The organism is Amycolatopsis sp. NPDC005003 (assembly GCF_053600695.1).
Genome location: NZ_JBSGAI010000007.1, coordinates 130619 through 153851, shown reverse-complemented (window position 1 = coordinate 153851; position 23233 = coordinate 130619). Strand labels below are relative to the sequence as shown.

The window sequence follows — 23233 nt, the reverse complement described above, 5'->3', positions numbered from 1 at the left end:
TACTGAGCCGTCGGTCAGGAACTAGCCCGTTCGGGTGAAGGCCGGCGCGAAGGGCGGGAGAGCCACACGGATGAACCTCTTCGACTACATCTCCGACCGGGCGAGCAAGCTGTGGCTGGAGGCCTACCTGCACACCAGCATGGTGGTGCAGTGCACCATCATCGCCGCGGTCCTCGGCGTGCTGATCGGGGTCGCGGTGTACCGCAGCCCGATCGGTTCGGCGGTGGCCACGGCGCTGGCGAGCACGATCTTGACGGTTCCGTCGTTCGCCCTCCTGGGCCTGCTGATCCCCCTCTCGGGGCTCGGTCCGACGACGGCCGTGATCGCGCTGGTGCTCTACGGCCTGCTGCCGATCGTCCGGAACACCATCGTCGGGCTCGACGGCGTCGACCCCGCGATCACCGACGCCGCCCGCGGCATCGGGATGAGCCGCTTCGGCGTGCTCACCCGGGTCGAGCTGCGGCTGGCGTGGCCCGCGATCCTCACCGGCATGCGGGTCGCGACCCAGATGCTGATGGGCATCGCGGTGATCGCCGCCTACGCGAAGGGGCCCGGCTTCGGCGCCGAGGTCTTCTCCGGGCTCACGAACGCGGGGAGCACGAACTCCCTGAACCAAGCCGTCACCGGCACGGTCGGGGTGGTCATCCTCGCCCTGCTCCTCGACGGCGTCTACGTCCTGATCAAGCGCTTCACCATTTCTAGGGGTGTCCGTGGCTGAGAACGAGGAAGTCTCCGGCGTTGAAATCGAGCTGGAGCACGTGACCAAGCGGTACCCCGGCACCCGCGAAGCGGCCGTCGACGACTTCTCGATGGTCGTGCCCGCGGGCAAGATCGTGGTCTTCGTCGGCCCGTCCGGCTGTGGCAAGACCACGACCATGCGGATGATCAACCGCCTGGTCCAGCCGACGTCGGGCAAGATCACCATCGGCGGCGAGGACGCGCTCAAGCTCGAAGTCGACACGCTGCGCCGCCGGATCGGCTACGCCATCCAGCAGGCCGGGCTGTTCCCGCACTTCACCGTCGCGCAGAACATCGCGGTGGTGCCGGGCCTGCTCGGCTGGGACAAGAAGAAGGTCAACGACCGGGTCGAGGAGATGATGGACCTGGTCGGGCTCGACCCGGCCGACTTCCGCGACCGCTTCCCGCGCCAGCTCTCGGGCGGGCAGCAGCAGCGCGTCGGCGTCGCGCGGGCACTGGCCGCGGACCCGCCGGTGCTGCTGATGGACGAGCCGTTCGGCGCGGTCGACCCGATCACCCGCGGCAACCTGCAGGACGAGCTGCTGCGCCTGCAGGGCGAGCTGAAGAAGACGATCGTGTTCGTCACGCACGACTTCGACGAGGCCGTGAAGCTGGGCGACAAGATCGCGGTGCTCGGCAAGCAGTCGTCGATCCTGCAGTACGACACCCCCGAAGCGATCCTGGCGAACCCGGCGGACGACACGGTCGCGGGGTTCGTGGGCGCGGGCGCGTCGCTGAAGCAGCTGACGTTGCTGCGCGTCCGCGACGTCGAGCTCCAGCAGGACGCGCTGACCGTGACCGTCGACGAGTCGCCCGCTTCGGTGCGGGAGAAGCTCGACAAGTCGCGCCGGCACTTCGCGCTCGTGCTGGACGCGCGCCGCCGTCCGACGCGGTGGGTGCACGCGCGTGAACTGACGTCGGCGTCTTCGCTGGCCAACCTCGGGAAGCCGCTGCGCGACGTCGTCAGCCTGCAGTCGACGCTGCAGGACGCGCTCGAGGCGATGCTCGCCGAGGGCGGCTCGGTGCCGGTCACCGGCGCGCGCGGCGAGTACGCGGGCACCATCCAGCTGGACACCGTGATCGCGACCATCCAGCAGCTGCGCGAGGAGCACACGAACGGCGAAGAGGTGTCCGCATGACGACGGCCGCCGTCGACACCGGCTTCAGCACCGAGTCCGGCTCGAAACGCGCGGAACGCGTCCGGCTGTTCGCCCAGCCGATCGCGGTGCTGGTGATCGTCGCGGTGACCCTGGTCGCCGTGTTCTCCAGCGGGCTGAACGCGACGGAGAAGGAGACGCTGAACGCGCCGACCCTGCTCACGGCGTTGTGGGACCACGTGCTGATGACGCTCGTGGTGACCGCGATCGTCGTGCTGGTCGCGGTGCCGCTCGGCATCCTGGTGACGCGGTCGTGGGCGCGCTTCCTGGCGCCGATCTTCCTGGCCATCGCGAACATCGGCCAGGCCGCGCCCGCGCTGGGCGTGCTGGTGCTGTGGTTCATCATCACCGGCGCGACCGGCGGGATCTGGGTGGCGGCGCTGCCGCTGGCGTTCTACTCGCTGCTGCCGGTGCTGCGGAACACGATGGTCGGCATCCAGCAGGTCGACCCGGCCCTGATCGACGCGGGCCGCGGCATCGGGATGTCGGCGGGCGCGGTGCTCTGGCGGGTCGAGCTCCCGCTGGCCGTCCCGCTGATCCTGGCCGGCCTGCGCACATCCCTGGTGCTGGCGGTCGGCACGGCGACGTTCGGCATGTTCGTCAACGCCGGCGGCTTCGGGCTCCTGATCGACACCGGCTACAAGCTGAACCTGACCCCGGTGCTGGTGACCGGCTCGGTGCTGGCCGTCGCGCTGGCGCTGCTGGTCGACTGGCTGGGCGCGGTCGCCGAACAGTACTTCGGACCGAAGGGGCTGCGATGAAACTCCGGCGACTGGCCGTCGTGGCGCTGCTGGGCGTGACGTTGTCGTCCTGCGGGCTGACGGTCAACCAGGCGGTGCCGTACGACATCAAGCCGGGCTCGATCCAGCCGATCCCGGCGCTGCAGGGGGTGAAGGTGACGGTGGGGTCGAAGGACTTCACCGAGAACATCATCCTGGCGTACATGGCCGAGATGGCCCTGACGGCGGCCGGCGCGGACGTGGTGGACCTCTCGGACATCAAGGGGTCGAACTCCTCGCGCCAGGCGCTGCTGTCCGGCCAGACGGACGTCACGTGGGAGTACACGGGCACGGGCTGGATCAACTACCAGGGCAACGAGCTCCCGGTCCCGGGCGGCGAAAAGGCCCAGTACGAGGCGACGGCCAAGGCGGACGCGGAGAAGTTCGGCGTCACCTGGCTCAACTATTCGCCGCTGAACGACCAGTACGCGTTCGCGGTGACGGAGAAGTACGGCGCGGCCAACAACCTGAAGACGACGTCCGACCTGGCGGCGTTCATCAAGCAGAAGCCGGACCAGGCGGTGTTCTGCCTGGAGACGGAGTTCACCAGCCGCCAGGACGGCTTCCCGGCGGCGGTGAAGGCGTACGGCTTCCAGAACCCGACGGTGAAGAACTTCGGCATCGGCACGATCTATTCGGCGGTGGCGAGCGGAACCTGCCCGGTGGGCGAGGTCTTCACGACGGACGGCCGGATCTCGGGGTTGAACCTGCGCGTGCTGGAGGACGACAAGAAGGCGTTCCCCCAGTACAACGCGGTGGCCACGTTGCGCACGGAGTGGCTGAACCAGCACCCGGAGGTCCGCGGCCCGTTGGAGAAGGTGAGCGCGGCGATCGACAACGAGCAGATGGTCGAGCTCTGCAAGCAGGTCGACGTCGACGGCCAGGACGCGGGCAAGGTCGCCCACGACTGGATGGTCAAGAAGGGCTTCATCCAGTAACCGAACAGCCGGGCAGCAACGCCGCTGCCCGGCTGTTTGTCAAGTCAGCCATCCACAGGCCCAGCCACATACCCGGAGTTGTCCACAGATTTCCGGCACACCGGTTTTTGGCCCCTACCGCCGATAAACTGGACCAGGGGACGCCCCCCCCGGGACAGGGTGGGGGCTGCCTGGTTAGAGGCCGAGGGCCCTTTGCAGGTGGCTGACCGGCGTCAGCGGCACGCCGCCGGCCTGCACCCCAGCCAGATCTCCCCGCAACCCCGATCCGAAGCCAGAACACGGACGGTGGTGCCGGGTCAAGGCACGCTTTCCCGCCTTGACGCGGTACTGCTGTCCGTAGTCACAATCCCGGCTTCGGGGTGGTGGGCGCCCACCTGCCCGTCGGGCCAAAGAGACCCGGTACAGCCCCGGCCCCCAGCGACGAATCCCCACACGACCTGCACAACGACTTGCCGGAACCCTGCCGGGACAGGGTGGGGGCTGCCCGGTCAGAGGCCGAGGCGGCTCAGCAACTGCCCCTCGAGCCGCTCCAACTCCCCAGCCACCGCCCGGTGCACCGACTTCCGCCGCGCGGCCGGCATCCGCTCCGCCGCCCGGACCGAAGCCGACAGCTGCTCCAGTGTCCCCAGCGCGTCCCGAGCGAACTCCTGGTCCGCCTTCGAAGCCTTCTCCGACTTCTGCAGGTCCTGGCAGCCGTCCGCCACCCCCGCGATCCGCGCGTGCAGCGCCGCGCCGCGGCCGGTGTACTCGCCCAGGCGGTCGACCGAAACCCCGAGCTTGCGCGCCTGGTAGCGGTCGTACGCCTCGCGGGCCGCGCCCGCCGCGCGGACCGCCAGCGGGGCCACCACCGGGATCACCGCCGGGCCGAGCACCTTCGCCACCGCGACCGCGTTCTTCGCCCTCTTTGGGGTGAACCTGGCTTCACCCTCGACCTTGGCCTTGCGCGCCATGGCACCTCCTGCGACGTGTCGAGGTCGAACTTACTGGTCGCCTGGGTGGCGGGCATGTCGGCTCGGCGGTGGGAATCTAGAGTGATCTCCATGAACACCGAGGTGGTACTCGACGCGGGCGCGGTCAGCCGCTGCCGTCGCCGGGTGCACCTCGAACACGATCCCGCCATGCGCGAGGTGCCGCTTTCCCCGCCCGACCCCACCGCGCAGCAGCGGATCGCCGACGCCACCGCCCACCGCGAAGACATCGTCACCCGGCTGATGGCCGCCAACGACGACCACTGGGTGAAGATCGGCCGCGACCTGCCCGCCCACGAGCGCGTCGAGCAGACCCTGCAGGCCTTCGCCGACGGGGCGCGCTACATCTGGGGCGCGCTGCTGCCGGTCGACGCGGCCGGGCACCGGCGTGGCGGCGTCGACCTGCTCGTCCGCACCGGTCGCGGCTACGTCCCGGTGCTCGTCGTGCGGCACCGGATCACCGATCGCGGTGCCGGCGCGATCGTCACCGACCTCACCGATCTCGACCCGGGAAACCGCACAGCCGATGAGGGCCGCAAGGTCCGTTCGCAGCCGCGCGACCAGCTCCGGCTCGTGCACGTCCGCCGCATGCTGCAGACGCTCGGGCAGGCCGACGAGAGCCTCACCCTCGGCGGTGTCATCGGCCTCGATGCCGACGTCGTCGTCTGGCACGACCTCGCCGCGGGCACCTGGCCCGGCGGGCGCACCGCGCTCACCGAGTACCAGGCCCGGTTCGCCGACCGGCTGGCCATCGCCACCGCCGCGGCGAACGGCGAAGAGCCCCTCGCCGAGCCGTCGCGCGTGCTGGAGTGCCGGCGCTGCCCGTGGTGGCCGACGTGCGAGGTCGTGCTCACCGAGACCCGCGACGTGAGCCTCGTCGTGCGCGGCGAGGACGCCGTCGAGCTGCGCCGCGCCGGCGTGTCCACTGTGGACAAACTGGCCGCGCTCGACCCGGCGGGCGAGCCGCCGGCGGTGAACTGGACCGGCGTCACCTTCCCGGACGCCGTCGTGCTCGCCCGGGCCTGGCTGGCGGACCTGACGCTGGTGCGCCGCGTCGAGGCGGTCGAGGTGCCGCGCGCCGACGTCGAGGTCGACGTCGACATGGAGAGCTTCGGCGACGCCGGCGCGTACCTCTGGGGCTGTCTGCTCAGCGGCGCCGACATCGGCGTCCCGCACGGCTACCGCGCCTTCGCGACGTGGGACCCGCTGCCGACCGACGACGAGGCCCGGTCGTTCGCCGAGTTCTGGGCCTGGCTCACCGACGTCCGCGAGCGCACCGAAGCGGCCGGTCTCACCTTCCGCGCCTACTGCTACAACGCGCTCGCCGAGAACCGCTGGCTCTTCGGCTCGGTCGAGCGCTTCGGCGACCACCCCGGCGTCCCGTCGAAGAAGGCCATCCAGTCCTTTGTGGATTCCGCGCAGTGGGTGGACCTCTTCCGCAGCGTCACCGACCAGTTCCTGTGCTCCCACGGCAAGGGCCTGAAGGTGATCGCCCCGGTGGCCGGCTTCTCCTGGCGCGACCCCGAGGCGGGCGGTGAAGCGTCGATGCGCTGGTACCGCGACGCCGTCGGCATGGACGGCGAGAAGCCGGACGACGACCAGCGCGAGCGGCTCCTGCGCTACAACGAGGACGACGTCCTCGCGACGCGCGCGTTGCGCGAGTGGATCGACAGCCGGGCGCAGGCCGAAGTGCCGTACATGTTCGATCTCTGAGTAGTTCATCGACTAAGACACTTGCTCGCCGGCGCGTCTTCCGTATACTCGTCTGCGAGTACTCGTGAACGAGGAGTGGCGTGAAGAAGCGGAAGGTCGGCAGCATGCTGGGCCTCGCCGTGCTGTCCGTCGCGCTGGAACGCGCGATGCACCCGTACGAAATGGCGGCCGTGCTGAAGGAACGCGGCAAGGACGCCGACATGCCGATCAAGTGGGGCTCGCTCTACACGGTCGTCGCGAACCTGGAGAAGCACGGCTTCCTGGAGGCCGTCGAGAGCGTCAAGGACGGCGGGCGGCCCGAACGGACCGTCTACCGGATCACCCCGGCCGGGCGCGAAGAGTTCGAGGACTGGGTCCGCGAGCTCGTCGGCACGGTCGACCGGGAACCGCCGCGGTTCAAGGCAGGGCTGTCGATGATCGGTGTCCTGGGTCCGGACCAGGCGATCAGCCGGCTGCGGGAGCGGCTCGAGCAGCTCGAAGAACGCGCGGAGGCGCACCGCGCGACGCTGGAACAGCTGCGGCCGCTCATGCCGCGGCTGTTCCTGGTGGAGGCCGAGTACGACCTCGCGATGACGAAAGCCGAAGCGCGCTGGGTGCGCGGCTTCCTCGAAGAACTGACCACCGGCGCCCTGCCGGGCCTGGATGCCTGGCGGCGCTACCACGAAACCGGCGAATTCCCGGACGAACTGGGGGAGTTCGTGGAGAGGTAGGAACCGATGGAGACGACCCGCAAGCACAAGGTGCCCGAGATGGAGGGCTTCCAGGCCCGCTGGTACGCGAAGAACCGCGGCACGGAAGCGCAGCTCGCCCAGTACCGGCGGCAGGCGGCCGAAGTGACCGCCGGGCTGCCGGAGGGCGCCGAGATCCTGGAGGTGGCGCCCGGGCCCGGCTTCTTCGCCGTGGAGCTGGCGAAGCGCGGCTACCGCGTCACCGGGCTCGACATCAGCCACACGATGGTCGAAATCGCCCGGGACAACGGCCCGGACGTCGACTTCCGGCAGGGCGACATCACCCACGCGCCGTTCGAGTCCGAGTCGTTCGACTTCGTGGTCTGCCAGGCCGCGTTCAAGAACTTCCGGCAGCCGGTGACGGCGCTGAACGAGATGCACCGCGTGCTGCGCCCGGGCGGGTTCGCGGTGATCCACGACCTCAACCACGAGGCCACCGGCGCGGACATCGCCCGCGAGGTCGACCGGATGCACGTCGGCGCGGTCGCCGGGTTCACCGTCCGGCAGACGCTGGCCTGGCTCCGGCGCCGGGCGTTCACCCGTGCGCAGTTCGAGGAGCTGGCCGCGGAAAGCGCGTTCGGCGGCTGCTCGGTCACCACCGACGGCATCGGCCTGGAAGTCCGCCTCACCCGCTGAACCACGACCGCCGGGGCACGAGAGCGTGCCCCGGCGGGGTGGTCAGCGCGGGGCCATCCGCAGCGAGCCGTCCATCCGGACGACCTCGCCGTTCAGGTAGTCGTGGTCGATGAGCGACAGCGCGAGCTGCGCGTACTCGTCCGGCCGCGCGAGGCGCTTCGGGAACGGGACGCCGGCCGCGAGCGACGCGCGGAACTCGTCGCCGACCGTGGCGAGCATCGGGGTGTCGACGATGCCCGGCGCGATGGTCAGCACGCGGATGCCGTGCGAGGCCAGGTCGCGGGCCGCGGGGAGGGTCATCCCGACGACGCCGCCCTTGGACGACGAGTAGGCGACCTGCCCGATCTGGCCGTCGAACGCGGCGATGGACGCGGTGTTGATGATGACGCCGCGGGCGTCGTCTTCGAGGGGCTCGGTCTTGGCGATCGCCTCGGACGCGATGGTCAGCACGTTGAAGGTGCCGACGAGGTTGATCTGGATCACCTTCGCGTAGAGCGCGAGGTCGTGGCGGCCCTTCTTGGACAGGATCCGCGCGGACGGCCCGATGCCGGCGCAGTTCACCACCGTCCGCAGCGGCACGCCGGAGCCGGCCGCGGTCCCGACGGCGGCCTCCACCTGCTCGACGTCGGTGACGTCGGCTTCGACGTAGGTGATGCCGTCGATCTGCTCGGCCTTCTCGATGGACGACGCCAGGTCCAGCGCGAACACCCGTGCGCCCTTGGCCGCGAGGGCCTTCGCCGTCGCCCCGCCGAGGCCGGACGCGCCGCCCGTGACGAGCGCCGCGGTGTCGGTGATCTGCATCAGTGCCGTTCCCTTCGCCTGGTCCGATTCGCCGACCCAGGTTAACGCTCGTTCGCATCGGCGGCGTTCGTGTCTTCGCTCACCGCTCTCGGGCTCGACTGGTTCCGTTAGCGCGGTGGTCAACTCCGGCTGTCACCTTCTGCACCATGACGCCAGCTCGCATCGTGGTGGTAGGAACCGGATACGTCGGCTTGACCACGGGGGCCTGCCTGGCCGGTCTCGGGCATTTCGTCACCTGCGTGGACGTCGACCGCGCGAAGGTCGCCCGGCTGGCCGCCGGCCGCGTCGACATCCTCGAACCCGGGCTCGCCGACCTGGTGCACCGCGGGGTCGCGGCCGGGCGCCTCCAGTTCGTCGTCGGCGCGCGGGACGCGGTCCGCCACGCGCAGGCGGTGTTCCTCTGCGTGCCGACGCCGATGGGCGCCGGTGGCTCCGCCGACCTGCGCGCGGTCGAGGCGGTCACGGCCGAGATCGGCGACGTGCTGCCCGCCGGCTGCGCGCTGGTCACCAAGTCGACCGTGCCGGTCGGCACGTCGAAGCGGATCCGGGAGCTGGTCGGCCGGGCCGACGTGCCGGTGGTGTCGAACCCCGAATTCCTCCGCGAAGGCACCGCGGTCGCGGACTTCCTGGGCCCCGACCGGATCGTCGTCGGCTCGGACGACCTCGCCGCCGCCCGCTGGGTCGGCGACCTGTACGCCGAGCTGGACGCGCCGGTCGTCGTCGCCGACGCCGCCAGCGCCGAACTGGTCAAGTACGCCGCGAACTGCTACCTCGCGCTGAAGCTGTCCTACGTCAACTCGATCGCCGAGCTGTGCGAACGGCTCGGCGCGGACATCGACCTCGTCACCGAGGGGATGGGGTACGACCGGCGGATCGGGCGGACGTTCCTCAAGCCCGGCCCCGGCTGGGGTGGTTCCTGCCTGCCGAAGGACACCAGCGCGCTGGTCAAGGTGGCCGAGTCGGTGAACTATGACTTCACGATGCTGACCTCCGCCATCGACGAGAACCTCGCCCAGCGCGACCGGATCGTCGCGAAGATCGCCGGCGCGGCCGGCGGGACGCTGGCCGGCGCCCGGATCGGCGTGCTGGGCCTGGCGTTCAAGGCGGGCACCAACGACCTGCGCGACTCGCCCGCGCTCGCCGTCTCGTCGGTGCTGTGCGCGCTGGGCGCCGAGCTGATCGCCTACGACCCGGCGGTCGACGGTGAGATCGCCGGGATGACCGTGGTCGACGACGCCTACCAGGTCGCGAAGGACGCGGACGCCGTCGTCGTGCTGACCGAGTGGGCCGAGTTCAAGCACCTCGACTGGGCGGCGATGGCCGAGCTCATGGAGGGGATCGACGTCGTCGACACGCGCAACCTGCTCGACCCGCGGGTGATCGTCGACGCGGGGCTGTCCTGGCAGGGTGTCGGACGGCCGCGGGCGGCGGCGCGAATCAAGGTTTCCTGAGTGCCCCCGGCCCGCTAAGGTGATCGTTACGGCATCGCGTGTCGGTCACCGGCTGGGTGAGGCATGGAGGTGGCGGGAGTGCCCGTGGAGGCATTTCACCGTGTCAGTTTCCGTTTCCGTTGAATTGAACCACCTGATCGTCCCGTCCCGGAACAACCGGGAATCCGCCGAATTCCTGGCGAACCTGCTCGGCCTCGAAGTCGGGGCGGAATGGGGTCCGTTCATCCCCATCGAGACGCGCAACGGCGTCCGGCTGGACTTCGCGACCATCCCCGAAGAGGACCTGCGCCTGCAGCACTACTGCTTCCTGATCCCGGAGGACGACTTCGACGCCGTCTTCGCGCGGCTCGTCGAAACCGGCGTGACCTACCACGCCGATCCGATGGGAAAGCAGATCGGCGAAATCAACCACAACCACGGCGGCCGTGGCGTCTATTTCCTCGATCCCGGCGGCAACGGGATGGAAATCATCACGCAGCCGTATGAACCGGAGCGGCGCCGTCCGAGCACTTGGTAGTTCGTTAGCGTTGCGTACTATCGGGGCATGTTCACGACGAGGCCGGAGCTGACCGGCACCTTCGGGATGGTGGCATCGACGCACTGGCTGGCTTCGGCCACCGGGATGGCGGTGCTGGAGGACGGCGGCAACGCGTTCGACGCGGCGGTCGCCGCCGGCTTCGTCCTCCAGGTCGCCGAGCCACATCTCTGCGGCCCGGCGGGCCAGGTGCCCGGCCTCTTCGTGACGGCGGACGACCCGACCCCGCGGGCGCTGGCCGGACAGGGCCCGTCGCCCGCGGGGGCCACGCCGGAGCACTTCGCCTCGCTGGGGCTGGACCTGATCCCGGGCAGCGGGCTGCTCCCGGCGACCGTGCCGGGCGCGTGGGATGCCTGGCTGTTGCTGCTTCGCGACTACGGCACGAAGTCGCTTCGCGAGGTGCTGTCGTACGCGATCGGCTACGCGCGCAACGGCGTCCCGCTGGTGTCGCGAGTCGGCGACACGATCCGTGCCGTCTCGCAGCTGTTCACCGAGCACTGGCCGACGTCGGCGGCGCTCTGGATGCCGGACGGCAAGCCCGCGTCCGGCCTGCACCGGAACCCGGCGTTGGCGGACACCTGGGAGCGCCTGCTGCGGGAGGCGGAGTCCGTCACGGGGCGGGAAGCGCAGCTCGACGCGGCCCGTCGTGCCTGGTCACAGGGCTTCGTCGCCGAAGAGATCGAGTCGTTCAGCCGGACGGCGTTCCGTGACGACTCCGGCCGAGACCACGCCGGCCTGCTGACCGGCGAAGACCTGGCGTCGTGGTCGGCGTCGTACGAGGAACCGGCCTTCGTCGACGTCGGCGACTGGCGCCTGGTCAAGCTGGGCGGCTGGACGCAGGGACCGGCGCTGCTGCAGCAGGCCCTGCTGCTGCACGGCTTCCGCGACGAGTTGTCCTATGTGGACGGCGTGCCGTCGGAGCGCACGGTGCACCTGGCCACCGAAGCCGCGAAGCTGGCCTTCGCGGACCGCGAGGCCTGGTACGGCGACACCGACGTGCCCTTGGACGTGCTCCTTTCGCCGTCGTACACCGATGCCCGCCGCGCGCTGATCGGGGATTCCGCGTCCCCCGAGCTGCGTCCGGGCGACGCCCGCGGCCCGGCGCGGCTCCCGGCGATCCTGGACTCGTTGCGGGGCATCGAGGCGGGCGGCGGCGCCACGGGCGAGCCGACGGTCGGCCCTCAGGGCCAGACCCGCGGCGACACGGTCCACCTCGACGTCGTCGACGCGGCGGGCAACCTGGTGTCGTTGACGCCGTCGGGCGGCTGGCTGCAGTCCAGCCCGACGATCCCTTCGCTGGGCTTCTGCCTGGATTCCCGCGGCCAGATGTTCTGGCTGGAGCAGGGCCTGCCCAACTCCCTGGCGCCCCGCAAGCGCCCGCGCATCACGCTCTCGCCGTCACTGGCCCTGCGCGACGGAGTCCCGGCGCTGGCCTTCGGCACCCCGGGCGGCGACCAGCAGGACCAGTGGCAGCTGTGCTTCTGGCTGGCCCACACCTACGGCGGCTTGAACCTCCAGGAGTCGATCGATTCGCCGGCCTGGCACACGACGGCGTTCCCGAGCTCGTTCTACCCGCGCTCGTGGAACCCGCGCGAGCTGGTGGTGGAGTCGCGGCTGGGCAAGTCCACATTGGACGCCCTCCGCGCCCGCGGCCACCAGCTCGTGGACGCGGGCGACTGGGCGCTGGGCCGCCTGTCGGCGGTTTCCCGCTCCGGCGGTGTGCTGCGAGCGGCGGCCAACGCGCGAGGGATGCAGGGCTACGCGGCGGGCCGTTAGAGCACGAGCAAGGCGTGCTCGGCGAACCCGGCGAGATCCCCGCGCAGCAACGCAAGCCGTCTCCTTTCAGGCCCCCGCGCCGCCGTCGACCGGCACGATCGCGCCGGTCACCATCGAGGCGCGGTCGCTGAGCAGCCACGCGGCCACCTCGGCGATCTCGTGCGGCTCGGCCATCCGGCCGAGCGGGATCGTCGCCGTCATCTGCTTGACGACGCCGGGAGTCGCCGCCTCCCACGTGTCGATCATCTCGGTGGCGGTGCCGCCGGGGGTGATGCCGTTGACCCGGATGCCCGTCGGGGCCCAGTTCACGGCGGCGGTCTCGGTGAGGCTGTTCAACGCGCGTTTCATGGCGCCGTAGGCCGGCAGGGCGGGATTCGCGCGGCGGGCGCCGATGCTCGAGGTGTTGACGATCGCGCCGCCACCGTGGCGTCGCATGAGCGCGGCCTCCGCGGTCATGGCGGTCCAGTGCCCGCGGAAGTTCACCGCGTACTGCTCGTCGATGTCCTCGTCGGTCGTGGTGTCGACCGGGCCGAACCCCCGCTGGGGCACCGCACCGTTGTTGAACGCGCCGTCGAGCCGGCCATGCAGCTCTTCGACGCGGTTGACAGCGGCGCGGATGCTCGCCGGGTCGGCGAGGTCCAGGGTGACGGCGTCGGCGACGCCACCGCCGTCGCGGATCTCGGTGACGATGCGGCCGAGGGCGTCGGTGCTGCGGGCGGCGAGCACGACGGCGGCGCCCTCCCGGGCGAACAGCCGCGCCGCAGCCGCGCCGATGCCGCGGCTGGCGCCGGTGATGAACACGACCTTGCCGGTGAGCAGGCCGACAGGGCTGGAGTTGCTGTTGTCTGTCATGCCAACACTGTCATCCCGGGCCGAGGCCCGGATGCAGGCACAGTCAGTACTACGATCCGCCGCGCGAAGCGGGCACACTTCGGGGGATGGACAAGCAGGAGCTCGGGGCCTTTCTCCGCAGCCGGCGCGAGCGGCTGCTGCCGCAGGACGTCGGCCTCCCCGCCGGGCCGCGGCGCAGAACCCCCGGGCTTCGCCGGGAGGAGATCGCGGTGCTCGCGCACATCTCCACCGAGTACTACGTCCGGCTCGAGCAGGGCCGGGCACCGCGGCCGTCGGGCGAGGTCCTCGCCGGGATCGCGGGCGCGCTGCGGCTCACCGACACCGAGTCCGAGCACCTGCACCTCCTCGCCGGCACCGCGCCGAACCGGACCGGCCGGCACCGCCGCGATGTCCGCCCGAGCATCCTCGCGCTGCTCGAACGGCTCCCGCAGACGGCGGCGATCGTGCTGTCCGCGGCGTTCGAAGTGCTCGCCTGGAACGATCTCGCGGCGGCCCTGATGGAAGACTTCACCGGCCTCACCCCCAGGGACCGCAACCTCGCCCGCAAGGCGTTCCTGCGACCGGCGCGACCTGACACGGCCCCGTACGGGATCTCCGACGAAGCCGACTTCCGGCACGGCGTCGTCATGCAGCTGCACGCCACGCTCGCCCGGTACCCGACGGATCCCACGGTGACCGGCCTCATCGACGAACTCCGCGACGCCAGCGCCGACTTCGCCCGGCTCTGGCAACGGCACGACGTGCAGGCCGCACCGACGCTCCGGAAAACCTTCCGGCACCCGGCCGTCGGGGAAATCACCCTGGACTGCGACACCCTCGCGCTCACCGACCGCGACCAGCACCTCGTGCTCTACACCGCGCCACCGGGATCCCGTGACGCCGAGACGCTGGCCCTCCTGAACGTTCTGGGCCCCCACCGCAGCAACGCGAGCAAACCGCACTGACCAAGCCGGACACCAAGCCCCAGACCGGCCGGCGAGTTGTCACTCCCGGCTCGGCTTCTCCCAAAGCCAGAACTCGATGCCCTGGTTGTCGGTGCAGTCCGCGGTCGTCCCGTACGGGTGGTTCTCCACTTCGCCCGCCTGGCCGCCCTGTTCCCGCACCCGGGCCAACGCCGACTCCAGGTCATCCACCGCGTACATCAGCTTCCAGCCCACCTGCCGGTCGCCGGCCCACAGGCCGCCCTCCAGGCCCGGGCCCGCGAAGCCCCACGCGTCGGACACCGAGCCGGGCGTGAACTGCCAGCCCAGCACCGCGCCGTAGAACGACTTCGCCGGCTCGGCTTCGGGCACCTGGAACGTGAAGTACATGGCCTCGCCGTGCCGGGCGGGCTTCGGGCCCGCGGCCGGGGTCGCCGCCTGCGAGACCAGCCAGCGCTGGCCGAACGGGTCGCGGAACGAGCCGCCCCGGCCGTACGGCGAATCGCTCACCGCCCGGATCAGCGTTGCGCCGCGCTCCAGGGCCCGGGCGACCGAGGCGTCGACGTCCGGCACCTCGACCCGCACCGACGCGCCGCCCTCGCGCGGGGCCACGTGGCCGATCTCCGGGTATTCCTCGGCGAGCATCAGCACCGCGTCGCCGATGGCCAGCTCCGCGTGCCCGACCCGGCCGTCGTCCATCAGGATCGGCTCGCCGCGGCGGACCGCGCCGAAGACCTCGACGTAGAAGTCGAGCGCCGCGCGGGCGTCGGAAACCGCGAGGTAGGGCGTCAGCGAACGCAGTGACGCGGCGGCAGCCGGCGCCTCGGAAGTGGTCGTCATATCGGCTCCGTTCAGGATGGCGCGACGCAGGTCGTCGCGCAGTTCGGCGGCGAAGTCCGGGTCGGGCGCGACCCGCTCGGAGGGACGGCGAAGCGCGTCGAAAGGCTCAGGCATCGCGACCCTCCTTCTCCTCGTAAGCGCGCCGGAACGCGGCACGGGCCCGGACGAGCAACGCCTCGGTGGCGTGCACGCTGCGCCCCAGGTGGCCGGCGACCTCGGGGACGCCGAGGCCGTCGACGTACCGCAGGGTCAGCGCCGCCCGGTGGTGCGGCCCCAGTGATTCGAGCACCTGTCTCGCGCGCAGGGCGTCGAGCTGCTCGTCCCACGGGTCATCGACGTCGGGCTCGCTGTCGTGCACGAGCCGCAGTCCGCGTTCCTCGCGTTCTCTGCGCCGCCAGTGGTCGGCGAGCTTGTGCCGGGCGACGCCGATCAGCCACCCGGTGCTCACTGGAGGTGCGTACTCCTTGCGACAGGCGGCGACCGCCCCGAGGAACGTCTCGGACGTCAGTTCCTCGGCGAGTGTGCGGTCGCCGCACCGGGACAGCAGGTACCCGTAGACCTCCGGCAGGGCCGTCTCGTACAGCCCGAGCAGCGCGAAGGCCGGGTCCGGTCGTACCCGAGGTTCCGTCACACCTTCATAGTCGTCCGGCGGCCAGGTTTTCCGACGGGTGAACTTCCGGGTTTTTCCGGCGGCCAGTTCACCCGGACGGTGACAACGTGGTCCCGCCGCTCCGGGAAGAGCCGGTACACGCTGACGACGAACGTGCCGGGCCGAGCCTGCTTCCGGGACAGGTAGTCGTGCGCGCACGCGGTCCCGTACCGGGCGGTCCAGCCTTGGTACCGATCGCTGCGGTGCTCCAGGACGAACCCCATGTCGTCGACGAGCTCGGTGTATTCGTGCACCCGCACGCCGCCGGCTTCACGCCGGTACTCCAGCTCGTGCGGATAGCCGTACCTGTCCATGACCAGCAGGTTCTCGCCGCGAATCGCCGCGACACGGCCCGCGCGCGGGAATCCCACATCGGGCTGCCCGTCTTACGATTCGTGGTTGACCGACAGCGAGGGGTGTTCCATGGACCGGCCGGCCAAGCCGAACTACCGGCGACGCCAGCTCGGCCGCACCCTGCGCAAGCTACGGGAGGCGGCCGGGCTCAGCCAAGAGGACGCCGGCCGCCCGCTGCGGTTCTCCACCTCGAAGATGAGCCGCATCGAACAGGGGTACATCCCGGGCTACAACGACTTCCTCGCCCTGCTCGACCGCTACGGGATCATCGCCTCGGACTACGACGAGTACGTGCGGATGTTCGACTACGCCAAAGAGAAAGGCTGGTGGCACGCGTTCGGCCTGAGCGACCGCGGATTCGTGAGCGTGGAGGCCGAAGCATCGCACATTCGCAACTACCAGCTGGGTTTCGTCCCCGGGTTGCTCCAGACCGAGCCGTACATGCGCGCGACCTTCGCTGGTGCTCGGGACCCGTTCGAGGGAAGCAAGCTGGAGGCTGAGATCCAGGTTCGGCTGCGCCGCCAGCGTCGGCTGATCGATCCTCCGCAGCTGAAACTGCACGCGGTGATCGACGAGTCGGTGATCCGGCGGGATCCGTGTGATGGGGCGCAGCTCCGCCGCCTGATCGAGGCCGGTGAGCTGCCGAACGTCGACTTGCAGGTGCTTCCGCAGGCGGCAGGCTCACATGACGGCCTCTACAGCAACTTCATCCTCGCGAGCTTCCCCGACAAGTCCGAACCGGACTTGGCCTACGTGCAGTACGGATTCGGGTCGCTCCAAGTCGAGAAGGATGCGGAGGTGCGCGCTGCTAGCCTGATGTTCGACCATCTCGCCGACTTGGCACTGGACCAGGAAGACTCGCGCACGCTCATTGCCGGGGTCCTCGCCGAGATGTAAGACCGACTGAGAGGCGACCGTGGACTGGCGCAAGAGCAGCTACAGCGGCGGGTCCGGCAGCAACGATGATTGCGTCGAGGTTGCTTTCACCAGCGCCACCATCGCCACCCGGGACTCGAAAGCCCCCGCGGCCGGGGCACTCGAGGTGCCGCCGGCCGCGTGGTCCGCCTTCCTCTCCGCCGTCACGACCGGGGGTCCGGCAGCCGCCGCCCGGTGATCGCGACGATTGCCGCCAGCACCGCCACCGCGCCGATCACCAGCGCGAACGCGTCCCGCGAGCCCAGCGAACCCGAAAGGGCCGCGTACAAACTCCCCAGCGTCGCCACGCCCAGGGCCAGCGACGTCTGCTGGTTCGTCGTCATCACGCCCGACCCGACACCCGCGAGGTTCGTCGGCACGTGGGACAGCACGATCCGGAACAGCGTCGTCATCGCCAGCGCGTTCCCGACGCCGATCGCCACCATCGACGGGGCCAGGTCGAGGATCGTCACGTGCGGCCACGCCGACAGGGTCGTGCACAGCAGCGCCACCATGCCCAGCGCCGTGATCGCGCCGCCCACCGGGACGACCTTCTGGCCGTAGCGGGCCACCAAGCGGCTGCTCAGCATCGACACCGTGAAGTACGCGACCGCCAGCGGGGTCAGCGCGCCGCCCGCGCCCAGCGGGCCGAAGTGCAGGCCCTCCTGCAGCGTCATCGCGACCACGAACATGAACGAGCCGAACGCGCCGAAGAACGGCACGGCCACCATCAGCCCGCGACGCACGCTCGGCAGCCGCATCACCGACGGCGGCAGCAGGGGCGTGCCCCCGAGACGCTCCAACCGCCGCTCGACGTGCACGAACGCCGCCGCCGCGAACGGGAACAGCGCCAGCAGGACAACGGTCCACACCGGCCAGCCCAGTGCCCGGCCCTCCATCAGCGGGACCAGCAACGACAGCAGCGTCACGGCCAGCAGTCCGGTGCCGAGCCGGTCGACGCCCAGCGGGTTGTGCGCGCGGCTTTCCGGCAGCTTGCGGGCCAGCACCAGCACCACCAGGCCGATCGGGACGTTCACCAGGAAGATCGGCCGCCAGCCGGTGCCCCACAGGTCGGCCGCCACCAGCCCGCCGCCGAGCAGCTGGCCGACCACCGTCGAGATGCCGCCCGTCGCGCCGAACAGACCGAGCGCGCGCGACCGCTGCTCGCCGGAAGTCGTCGCCTGGATGATCGAGAGCACCTGCGGCAGCAGCAGGGCCGACGCCGCCCCCTGCGCGGCGCGGGCCACCACCAGCGTGCCGGCCGTCGGGGCGATTCCGCAGGCCAGGGACGTCAGCGTGAACAGCCAGAGGCCCGCGATGAACAGCCGCCGCCTGCCGAACGAGTCGCCGAGGCGGCCGCCGACCACCAGCAGCACCGCGTACGCGATGCCGTAGGCCGCCACCACCAGTTCAAGGGTGGCGGTGGACGCGTGGAGGTCGGCATCGATCGTCGGCAGCGCGACGTTGACGATGAAGAAGTCGATGATCGGCAGTGCTGCCCCCAGCAGCACCGTGACCAGGCCGGCGGGGGTCAGTCCCAGCCGGGCGGGGGCGCCGGTGGTGCTCGGCGCAAATTCGGTCGTGGTCATGGGTACTACGATCGACCCGCTGGGAAACTGGTACCAGTTGTTGTTTATCCAGGTACTACCCACTACCTGGTACCAGGTTCCGGAGCGTGTCATCCTGGCACCATGACCACCGCCGTCGAATCCGGCCTTCGCCGCCAAGAGCTGGCGAGGTTCCTGCGCAGCCGTCGCGAGCGGATCACGCCCGAGCAGGTCGGCCTGCCGATCGTGGGCCGCCGCCGGACGCCGGGGCTGCGCCGCGAAGAGGTCGCGCAGCTCGCCGGCGTCGGGGTCACCTGGTACACGTGGCTCGAGCAGGGGCGTGACATCAACGCGTCCGAGCAGGTCCTGCAGGCGATCGCCCGCACCCTGCGGCTCGATCCGCACGAGCACGTCCACCTCTTCCGCCTGGCCGGGGCGCCCGAGCCGGAGTGCGAAAAGGACAGCCAGGTCATCACGCCGATGATGGAGCTCATGCTCCGGAAGCTGGAGCCGTACCCGGTCGCCATCCGCAACGCGCGGTGCGACCTGCTCGCCTACAACCGTGGCTACACCTGGCTGATGGGTGACGTCGACGCCATCCCGTTCGGCGACCGGAACACCCTGGTCCAGTGCCTGCTCAACCCCGAGTGGCGCAAGCGGATGCTCGACTGGGAGGCGAACATCCCGCGCGTGATCGCGTCCTTCCGCGCGGCGATGGCCGACCACGTCGCCGAGCCGGCGTGGAAGCAGCTGGTGAAGCGCCTCAAGGCCGAGTCGCCGCTGTTCGCCGAGCTGTGGCCGCACCACGACGTCAACTCGGAGCCGATCCGCACCAAGCGGTACCTGCACCCGGACGTCGGGCTGCTGCAGTTCAACTTCACCTACCTCTACTACGGCCGCCGGTCCGAGATCACCATGTCGACCTACACCCCGGCCGACGAAGAAACGGCGGCGAAGCTGCCGCTCGTGTTCGACTGAGACTGACGACGTACGCCGGCCGTGCGCTCCGGGACGGACGCGCGGACCGGGGCGTGACCGGTAGTTTTCGCGGCATGAGATGGCCGCCGTGGGTGGTACGCGTGGTGCGCACCGTCGTCGTCACCGTGTTCGTGCTCGGGGCGACCAGCGGTTCGTCGCGCTGGCAGCCCGGCGCCCCGCCGATGACGCCTCTCGCGGCCGTGTGGCTGGCCGCCACCGGGCTGACGCTGCTGGTCGTGCACCGCTTTCCGCTCACGGTCTTCGTGGTGACCACGGCGTCCGCGTTCGGCTACTACGCCTCCGGGCTGCCCGGTGGCCCGATCATCATCGTCCCGACCGTCGCGTTGTTCCTGCTCACCCGCCAGCGCGGCCCGCTCACCGCCGGGATCACCGGTGCCTCCGCGCTCGCCGTCCTCTTCCTGGCCCACTTCCTGACGTCGGGGTCGTTCACGCTGGCGGTCGGCGCCGGGTTCCTCGTCGTCTGGCTGATCGCGGTGATCGGTATCGGCACCGCCGTCCGGTACCAGCTCGACGCGCTGGCGGCCCGCCGAGCGCAGGCCGACGAACACCGGCACCGGCTCGCGGAGCAGGAACGGCTGCGCATCGCCCGGGAGGTCCACGACGTCGTCGCGCACAGCCTGGCGATGATCAACGTGCAGGCGGGGGTCGCCGCGCACGTCGCCGACCGGCGCCCCGAGCAGGCGAAGGAAGCACTGCTCAACATCAAGGCGGCCAGCGCCTCCGCGCTGAACGACCTGCGCGCGACCCTCGCCGTGCTGCGCTCGGGGGAGGACAAGGCGCCCGCGCCGAGCCTCGCCCAGGCCGGCGAGCTGCTGGGCCACGCTCGCGACGCCGGGCTCGTGGTCGAGGTCCACGGCGAACCCGGCGACCTCCCGGCGCCTGTCGACGCCGCCGCCTACCGGATCCTGCAGGAGTCGCTGACGAACGTCGTCCGGCACGCCGACCGGCCGGAACGCGTCGACGTCCGGTTTCAGCGAAAACCGGGGACCTTCACGCTGCGGGTCCGCGACGACGGCCGCGGCACCGCCCGGCCGGCGCCGGGCCACGGCCTGCGCGGCATGTCCGAACGCGCCGCGGCGCTCGGCGGCCGGTGCACCGCCGGGCCGGTCGACGGCGGTTTCGAAGTGTGCGTCGAGCTACCGATCGAGGGGGAAGCATGATCCGCGTCCTGCTGGCCGACGACCAGGTCCTGGTCCGCGCCGGGTTCCGCGTGCTGCTGGAGACCGAAGACGGCTTCGAGGTCGTCGGCGAGGCCGGCGACGGCGAGCAGGCGGTCGCCGGCGCGATCGAGCACCGGCCGGACATCGTCGTGATGGACGTCCGGATGCCCGGCGTCGACGGCCTGGAAGCGACCCGGCGGATCACCGCGAACCCCGAGCTCGCCGCGACGAAGGTGCTGGTCCTGACCACCTTCGACGTCGACGAGTACGTCTACGAAGCCCTGCGCGCGGGTGCCAGCGGGTTCCTGCTGAAGGACACCGAGCCGGTGGAGCTGCTGCGCGCGCTGCGAGTGGTCGCCCGCGGGGAGGCGCTGCTGGCGCCGACGGTCACCCGGCGGCTGATCCAGGAGTTCGTCGGGCGCCCGGAAAACCGGCGCATCGACACCAGCGCCGTCCGCGAGATCACCGACCGCGAACGCGAGGTCCTCGGGCTGGTCGCGGGCGGGCTGTCGAACGACGAAATCGCCGCCCACCTGGTGATCTCGACGGCGACGGCGCGCACCCACGTCAGCCGCATCATGACGAAGATCGGCGCCCGCGACCGCGCCCAGCTGGTGGTGCTGGCCTACGAATCCGGGCTCGTCACACCGCGTCGCCCCGCCTGACCCGGCGCACCACGCGGACCGCGCGCACCAGGAACACCACGGCGAGGACGCCGACCAGGCAGATCCAGATCACGGCGCCTCCTCTCCCGGCCGATGCTCTGCTCAGTGGGCGTCCAGGAGGGGGAGGGCGTTCACCGACACGGCGGAAGTCACACCTTCGGGCTAACCTGCTCGACCGCGTGGTCACCCGGCTATCCTCAGCGAGTGCGTCGTGCGTTGATCACCGGTATCACCGGTCAAGATGGCCAATACCTCGCCGAGCTCCTCCACGAGCAGCAGTACGAGGTCTTCGGCCTGGTCAAGGGGCAGAACAACCCCCGGATCGACATGATCCGCACGGAGTACCCGTTCGTCGAGATCGTCGAGGGCGACCTGCAGGATCTGTCCAGCCTGGTCGGGGTCCTGGAGCAGGTGCAGCCGGACGAGGTCTACAACCTCGGCGCCATCTCCTTCGTCGCCCTGAGCTTCAAGCAGGCCGAGCTCACCGCGAACGTCACCGGGCTCGGGGTGCTGCGGCTCCTCGAAGCCGTCCGGATGGTCGGCGGCAGCCAGAACAACCCCATCCGCTTCTACCAGGCCTCCAGCTCCGAGATGTTCGGCAAGGTCCGCGAGTCGCCGCAGACCGAGGCCACGCCGTTCTACCCCCGCTCGCCCTACGGCGTCGCGAAGGTCTTCGGGCACGACATCACCGTGAACTACCGCGACAGCTACGGGCTGTTCGCCTGCTCGGGCATCCTGTTCAACCACGAGAGCCCGCGCCGCGGCATGGAGTTCGTCACCCGCAAGGTGACCAACGCCGTCGCGCGCATCAAGCTGGGGCTGCAGGAAAAGCTGATGCTGGGCAACCTCGACCCGCGCCGCGACTGGGGCTTCGCCGGTGACTACGTCCGCGCCATGTGGCAGATGCTGCAGCAGGACACGCCGGGCGACTACGTCGTCGCGACGGGCCGCACGCACAGCGTCCGCAACTTCGTCGACCTCGCGTTCAAGCACGCCGGCATCGACGACTGGGAGCGGTTCGTCGAGCAGGACCCGCGGTTCTTCCGGCCCGCCGAGGTCGACCTCCTGGTCGGTGACGCCACCAAGGCCCACACCGAGCTGGGGTGGAAGCCGGAGGTCGGGTTCGAGGACCTCGTCGCCATGATGGTCGACCACGACCTGCGGCTCGAAGCCAAAAAGGCCGGGATCTCGCTGCCGTGATCTCCTACGCGCAGAACGCGGAAGACGTCGTACTGGCCCGGGTCTTCGCCGGCCAGGCCTCCGGCCGCTACGTCGACCTCGGCGCCGGGTACCCGGTGCTGGACTCGGTCACCAAGCACTTCTACGACCTGGGCTGGCGCGGGATCAACGTCGAGCCGGAACCGACGCTCGCCGCCGAGCTCGACCGCGCCCGTCCCGAAGACGTCAACCTCCGGGTCGCCGTCGGGGCGCGGCCGGGGACGACCGTGCTGCACGCGGTCGACGGCCAGTGGGGCCGGTCGACGGTCGACGACTCGCTCGCCGCGCGGTACCGCGAGGACTGGGCGATCCGGGACATCGAGGTGCCGGTGGTGACCCTGGCCGCGCTCCTCGACGAGCACCCCGGGCCGGTCGACTTCCTCAAGATCGACGTCGAGGGCGCCGAGCGCGCGGTGATCGAGGGCGCCGACTGGAGCCGGCACCGGCCGCGGGTCGTGCTGGTCGAGGCGACCGAACCGGGCTCGCCGAAGCCGGCCCACCACGGGTGGGAGCCGATGCTGCTCGACGCCGGGTACCGCTGTGCGCTCTTCGACGGGCTGAACCGCTTCTACGCCCAGTCCGGCGACGCGGACGCACTGACCGCCCTGTCGGCTCCCGCGAACGTCTTCGACGACTACGAGCCGTACGCGATGGTCCTGCTGCGGGAGGAGGCCCGGCAGAGCCGTCCCGCCGAAGCTGCCTACATCCGGCGGCTCGAGGCGGCCGTCAAGACGGCCGAAGAGGGGCGCGCCGAGCTGGGCGAGCAGCTCGAGGAACACCGTCGTGAGCTGGCGCAGGCCCGGCGTCAGGCGGAGGAGACCTGGCGTCGTTCGGTGGCACTGGAACACCGCGTCGCCGAACTGGAGGCCCAGCTCGGCGCGCGGCGTTCCTGAC

The 23233-nt window shown here is 70.8% G+C and carries 25 protein-coding genes; 18 read left to right on the top strand and 7 right to left on the bottom strand.

The genetic code is table 11. From position 1 onward, the window contains the following. Positions 1 to 70: 70 nt before the first annotated feature. The 4 genes from ACWED2_RS10995 to ACWED2_RS10980 are packed head-to-tail and all read left to right on the top strand — an operon-like array spanning position 71 to position 3612. The gene (locus ACWED2_RS10995; RefSeq protein WP_354813638.1) at positions 71 to 718 is read left to right on the top strand and encodes an ABC transporter permease; all 648 of its coding nucleotides are present in this window, start codon (positions 71 to 73) and stop codon (positions 716 to 718) included. Beyond that, positions 711 to 1877, top strand: a complete 1167-nt coding sequence (locus ACWED2_RS10990) for an ABC transporter ATP-binding protein (RefSeq protein ID WP_449690264.1) — start codon at positions 711 to 713, stop codon at positions 1875 to 1877. Before ACWED2_RS10995 ends, ACWED2_RS10990 begins: the two co-directional genes overlap by 8 nt. Beyond that, positions 1874 to 2656: an ABC transporter permease gene (locus tag ACWED2_RS10985; RefSeq protein ID WP_449690263.1), complete on the top strand. Its 783-nt coding sequence runs from the start codon at positions 1874 to 1876 to the stop codon at positions 2654 to 2656. Before ACWED2_RS10990 ends, ACWED2_RS10985 begins: the two co-directional genes overlap by 4 nt. Next, positions 2653 to 3612 (top strand): glycine betaine ABC transporter substrate-binding protein, encoded by a 960-nt coding sequence (locus ACWED2_RS10980; protein ID WP_449690262.1) that lies wholly within the window; start codon positions 2653 to 2655, stop codon positions 3610 to 3612. Before ACWED2_RS10985 ends, ACWED2_RS10980 begins: the two co-directional genes overlap by 4 nt. 488 nt (positions 3613 to 4100) lie before the next feature. On the opposite strand, the gene ACWED2_RS10975 is transcribed toward ACWED2_RS10980, so the two are convergent. Beyond that, positions 4101 to 4562: a DUF6474 family protein gene (locus tag ACWED2_RS10975; RefSeq protein WP_449690261.1), complete on the bottom strand. Its 462-nt coding sequence runs from the start codon at positions 4560 to 4562 to the stop codon at positions 4101 to 4103. Positions 4563 to 4652: 90 nt separating this feature from the next. Here ACWED2_RS10975 and ACWED2_RS10970 point away from each other — a divergent pair, with 90 nt between their 5' ends. The 3 genes from ACWED2_RS10970 (at position 4653) to ACWED2_RS10960 (ending at position 7657) form a co-directional block, all read left to right on the top strand. Continuing rightward, positions 4653 to 6293 (top strand): TM0106 family RecB-like putative nuclease, encoded by a 1641-nt coding sequence (locus ACWED2_RS10970; protein ID WP_449690260.1) that lies wholly within the window; start codon positions 4653 to 4655, stop codon positions 6291 to 6293. 80 nt (positions 6294 to 6373) lie between these two features. Further along, positions 6374 to 7003, top strand: coding sequence for a PadR family transcriptional regulator (locus ACWED2_RS10965; RefSeq protein ID WP_449690259.1), 630 nt, complete (start codon positions 6374 to 6376; stop codon positions 7001 to 7003). 6 nt (positions 7004 to 7009) lie between these two features. Next, the gene (locus ACWED2_RS10960; RefSeq protein WP_449690258.1) at positions 7010 to 7657 is read left to right on the top strand and encodes a class I SAM-dependent methyltransferase; all 648 of its coding nucleotides are present in this window, start codon (positions 7010 to 7012) and stop codon (positions 7655 to 7657) included. Positions 7658 to 7699: 42 nt separating this feature from the next. On the opposite strand, the gene ACWED2_RS10955 is transcribed toward ACWED2_RS10960, so the two are convergent. Next, positions 7700 to 8458, bottom strand: a complete 759-nt coding sequence (locus ACWED2_RS10955; protein ID WP_449690257.1) for an SDR family NAD(P)-dependent oxidoreductase — start codon at positions 8456 to 8458, stop codon at positions 7700 to 7702. A 146-nt stretch (positions 8459 to 8604) separates the two neighbouring features. On the opposite strand from ACWED2_RS10955, the gene ACWED2_RS10950 reads away from it, so the two are divergent. The 3 genes from ACWED2_RS10950 (at position 8605) to ACWED2_RS10940 (ending at position 12220) form a co-directional block, all read left to right on the top strand. After that, positions 8605 to 9909 (top strand): UDP-glucose dehydrogenase family protein, encoded by a 1305-nt coding sequence (locus tag ACWED2_RS10950; protein WP_449690256.1) that lies wholly within the window; start codon positions 8605 to 8607, stop codon positions 9907 to 9909. 124 nt (positions 9910 to 10033) lie between these two features. Then, the gene (locus ACWED2_RS10945; protein ID WP_449690255.1) at positions 10034 to 10426 is read left to right on the top strand and encodes a VOC family protein; all 393 of its coding nucleotides are present in this window, start codon (positions 10034 to 10036) and stop codon (positions 10424 to 10426) included. 27 nt (positions 10427 to 10453) lie between these two features. Further along, the gene (locus tag ACWED2_RS10940; protein ID WP_449690254.1) at positions 10454 to 12220 is read left to right on the top strand and encodes a gamma-glutamyltransferase family protein; all 1767 of its coding nucleotides are present in this window, start codon (positions 10454 to 10456) and stop codon (positions 12218 to 12220) included. Between the two features lie 66 nt (positions 12221 to 12286). On the opposite strand, the gene ACWED2_RS10935 is transcribed toward ACWED2_RS10940, so the two are convergent. Beyond that, entirely contained in the window at positions 12287 to 13072 is a 786-nt protein-coding gene (locus tag ACWED2_RS10935) for an SDR family NAD(P)-dependent oxidoreductase (protein WP_449690253.1), read from the bottom strand. Between the two features lie 86 nt (positions 13073 to 13158). Here ACWED2_RS10935 and ACWED2_RS10930 point away from each other — a divergent pair, with 86 nt between their 5' ends. Beyond that, a complete protein-coding gene (locus tag ACWED2_RS10930; RefSeq protein WP_449690252.1) occupies positions 13159 to 14016 on the top strand; it encodes a helix-turn-helix transcriptional regulator in 858 nt (285 codons plus the stop codon). A gap of 39 nt (positions 14017 to 14055) precedes the next feature. On the opposite strand, the gene ACWED2_RS10925 is transcribed toward ACWED2_RS10930, so the two are convergent. Genes ACWED2_RS10925 through ACWED2_RS10915 form a run of 3 tightly spaced genes read right to left on the bottom strand, consistent with a single transcriptional unit; the run spans position 14056 to position 15795 of the window. Continuing rightward, complete coding sequence (locus tag ACWED2_RS10925) at positions 14056 to 14946, bottom strand: VOC family protein (RefSeq protein WP_449690251.1); 891 nt, start codon at positions 14944 to 14946, stop codon at positions 14056 to 14058. Next, on the bottom strand, positions 14939 to 15463 hold the full coding sequence (locus ACWED2_RS10920) for an RNA polymerase sigma factor (RefSeq protein ID WP_449690250.1): 525 nt from the start codon (positions 15461 to 15463) through the stop codon (positions 14939 to 14941). The genes ACWED2_RS10925 and ACWED2_RS10920 overlap by 8 nt, the downstream gene beginning before the upstream one ends. Continuing rightward, positions 15460 to 15795, bottom strand: a complete 336-nt coding sequence (locus ACWED2_RS10915; RefSeq protein WP_449690249.1) for a hypothetical protein — start codon at positions 15793 to 15795, stop codon at positions 15460 to 15462. The genes ACWED2_RS10920 and ACWED2_RS10915 overlap by 4 nt, the downstream gene beginning before the upstream one ends. A gap of 85 nt (positions 15796 to 15880) precedes the next feature. Here ACWED2_RS10915 and ACWED2_RS10910 point away from each other — a divergent pair, with 85 nt between their 5' ends. Together ACWED2_RS10910 and ACWED2_RS10905 are read left to right on the top strand one after the other, a co-directional pair. Continuing rightward, on the top strand, positions 15881 to 16732 hold the full coding sequence (locus ACWED2_RS10910; RefSeq protein WP_449690248.1) for a helix-turn-helix domain-containing protein: 852 nt from the start codon (positions 15881 to 15883) through the stop codon (positions 16730 to 16732). Between the two features lie 19 nt (positions 16733 to 16751). After that, positions 16752 to 16949, top strand: a complete 198-nt coding sequence (locus ACWED2_RS10905; protein ID WP_449690247.1) for a DUF397 domain-containing protein — start codon at positions 16752 to 16754, stop codon at positions 16947 to 16949. On the opposite strand, the gene ACWED2_RS10900 is transcribed toward ACWED2_RS10905, so the two are convergent. Continuing rightward, positions 16915 to 18339 (bottom strand): MFS transporter, encoded by a 1425-nt coding sequence (locus ACWED2_RS10900; protein WP_449690246.1) that lies wholly within the window; start codon positions 18337 to 18339, stop codon positions 16915 to 16917. The genes ACWED2_RS10905 and ACWED2_RS10900 overlap by 35 nt on opposite strands. 102 nt (positions 18340 to 18441) lie before the next feature. On the opposite strand from ACWED2_RS10900, the gene ACWED2_RS10895 reads away from it, so the two are divergent. The 5 genes from ACWED2_RS10895 (at position 18442) to ACWED2_RS10875 (ending at position 23232) form a co-directional block, all read left to right on the top strand. Next, positions 18442 to 19275, top strand: coding sequence for a helix-turn-helix transcriptional regulator (locus ACWED2_RS10895; RefSeq protein ID WP_449690245.1), 834 nt, complete (start codon positions 18442 to 18444; stop codon positions 19273 to 19275). Positions 19276 to 19349: 74 nt separating this feature from the next. Next, positions 19350 to 20456, top strand: coding sequence for a sensor histidine kinase (locus ACWED2_RS10890; RefSeq protein ID WP_449690244.1), 1107 nt, complete (start codon positions 19350 to 19352; stop codon positions 20454 to 20456). Next, entirely contained in the window at positions 20453 to 21121 is a 669-nt protein-coding gene (locus tag ACWED2_RS10885; RefSeq protein ID WP_449690243.1) for a response regulator, read from the top strand. Before ACWED2_RS10890 ends, ACWED2_RS10885 begins: the two co-directional genes overlap by 4 nt. A 204-nt stretch (positions 21122 to 21325) precedes the next feature. Next, positions 21326 to 22321: a GDP-mannose 4,6-dehydratase gene (gmd, locus tag ACWED2_RS10880; protein ID WP_449690242.1), complete on the top strand. Its 996-nt coding sequence runs from the start codon at positions 21326 to 21328 to the stop codon at positions 22319 to 22321. Beyond that, the gene (locus tag ACWED2_RS10875) at positions 22318 to 23232 is read left to right on the top strand and encodes an FkbM family methyltransferase (RefSeq protein ID WP_449690241.1); all 915 of its coding nucleotides are present in this window, start codon (positions 22318 to 22320) and stop codon (positions 23230 to 23232) included. The genes gmd and ACWED2_RS10875 overlap by 4 nt, the downstream gene beginning before the upstream one ends. The last annotated feature ends 1 nt before the right edge of the window (position 23233 follow it).

What these genes read in the sequence shown, in the direction of transcription:
- ACWED2_RS10995 (WP_354813638.1), top strand. Translation starts at nt 71, where the DNA reads ATGAACCTCTTCGACTACATCTCCGACCGGGCGAGCAAGCTGTGGCTG.
- ACWED2_RS10985 (WP_449690263.1), top strand. Translation starts at nt 1,874, where the DNA reads ATGACGACGGCCGCCGTCGACACCGGCTTCAGCACCGAGTCCGGCTCG.
- ACWED2_RS10980 (WP_449690262.1), top strand. Translation starts at nt 2,653, where the DNA reads ATGAAACTCCGGCGACTGGCCGTCGTGGCGCTGCTGGGCGTGACGTTG.
- ACWED2_RS10975 (WP_449690261.1), bottom strand. Translation starts at nt 4,562, where the DNA reads ATGGCGCGCAAGGCCAAGGTCGAGGGTGAAGCCAGGTTCACCCCAAAG.
- ACWED2_RS10970 (WP_449690260.1), top strand. Translation starts at nt 4,653, where the DNA reads ATGAACACCGAGGTGGTACTCGACGCGGGCGCGGTCAGCCGCTGCCGT.
- ACWED2_RS10960 (WP_449690258.1), top strand. Translation starts at nt 7,010, where the DNA reads ATGGAGACGACCCGCAAGCACAAGGTGCCCGAGATGGAGGGCTTCCAG.
- ACWED2_RS10955 (WP_449690257.1), bottom strand. Translation starts at nt 8,458, where the DNA reads ATGCAGATCACCGACACCGCGGCGCTCGTCACGGGCGGCGCGTCCGGC.
- ACWED2_RS10950 (WP_449690256.1), top strand. Translation starts at nt 8,605, where the DNA reads ATGACGCCAGCTCGCATCGTGGTGGTAGGAACCGGATACGTCGGCTTG.
- ACWED2_RS10940 (WP_449690254.1), top strand. Translation starts at nt 10,454, where the DNA reads ATGTTCACGACGAGGCCGGAGCTGACCGGCACCTTCGGGATGGTGGCA.
- ACWED2_RS10935 (WP_449690253.1), bottom strand. Translation starts at nt 13,072, where the DNA reads ATGACAGACAACAGCAACTCCAGCCCTGTCGGCCTGCTCACCGGCAAG.
- ACWED2_RS10930 (WP_449690252.1), top strand. Translation starts at nt 13,159, where the DNA reads ATGGACAAGCAGGAGCTCGGGGCCTTTCTCCGCAGCCGGCGCGAGCGG.
- ACWED2_RS10925 (WP_449690251.1), bottom strand. Translation starts at nt 14,946, where the DNA reads ATGCCTGAGCCTTTCGACGCGCTTCGCCGTCCCTCCGAGCGGGTCGCG.
- ACWED2_RS10915 (WP_449690249.1), bottom strand. Translation starts at nt 15,795, where the DNA reads ATGGACAGGTACGGCTATCCGCACGAGCTGGAGTACCGGCGTGAAGCC.
- ACWED2_RS10900 (WP_449690246.1), bottom strand. Translation starts at nt 18,339, where the DNA reads ATGACCACGACCGAATTTGCGCCGAGCACCACCGGCGCCCCCGCCCGG.
- ACWED2_RS10895 (WP_449690245.1), top strand. Translation starts at nt 18,442, where the DNA reads ATGACCACCGCCGTCGAATCCGGCCTTCGCCGCCAAGAGCTGGCGAGG.
- ACWED2_RS10890 (WP_449690244.1), top strand. Translation starts at nt 19,350, where the DNA reads ATGAGATGGCCGCCGTGGGTGGTACGCGTGGTGCGCACCGTCGTCGTC.
- ACWED2_RS10885 (WP_449690243.1), top strand. Translation starts at nt 20,453, where the DNA reads ATGATCCGCGTCCTGCTGGCCGACGACCAGGTCCTGGTCCGCGCCGGG.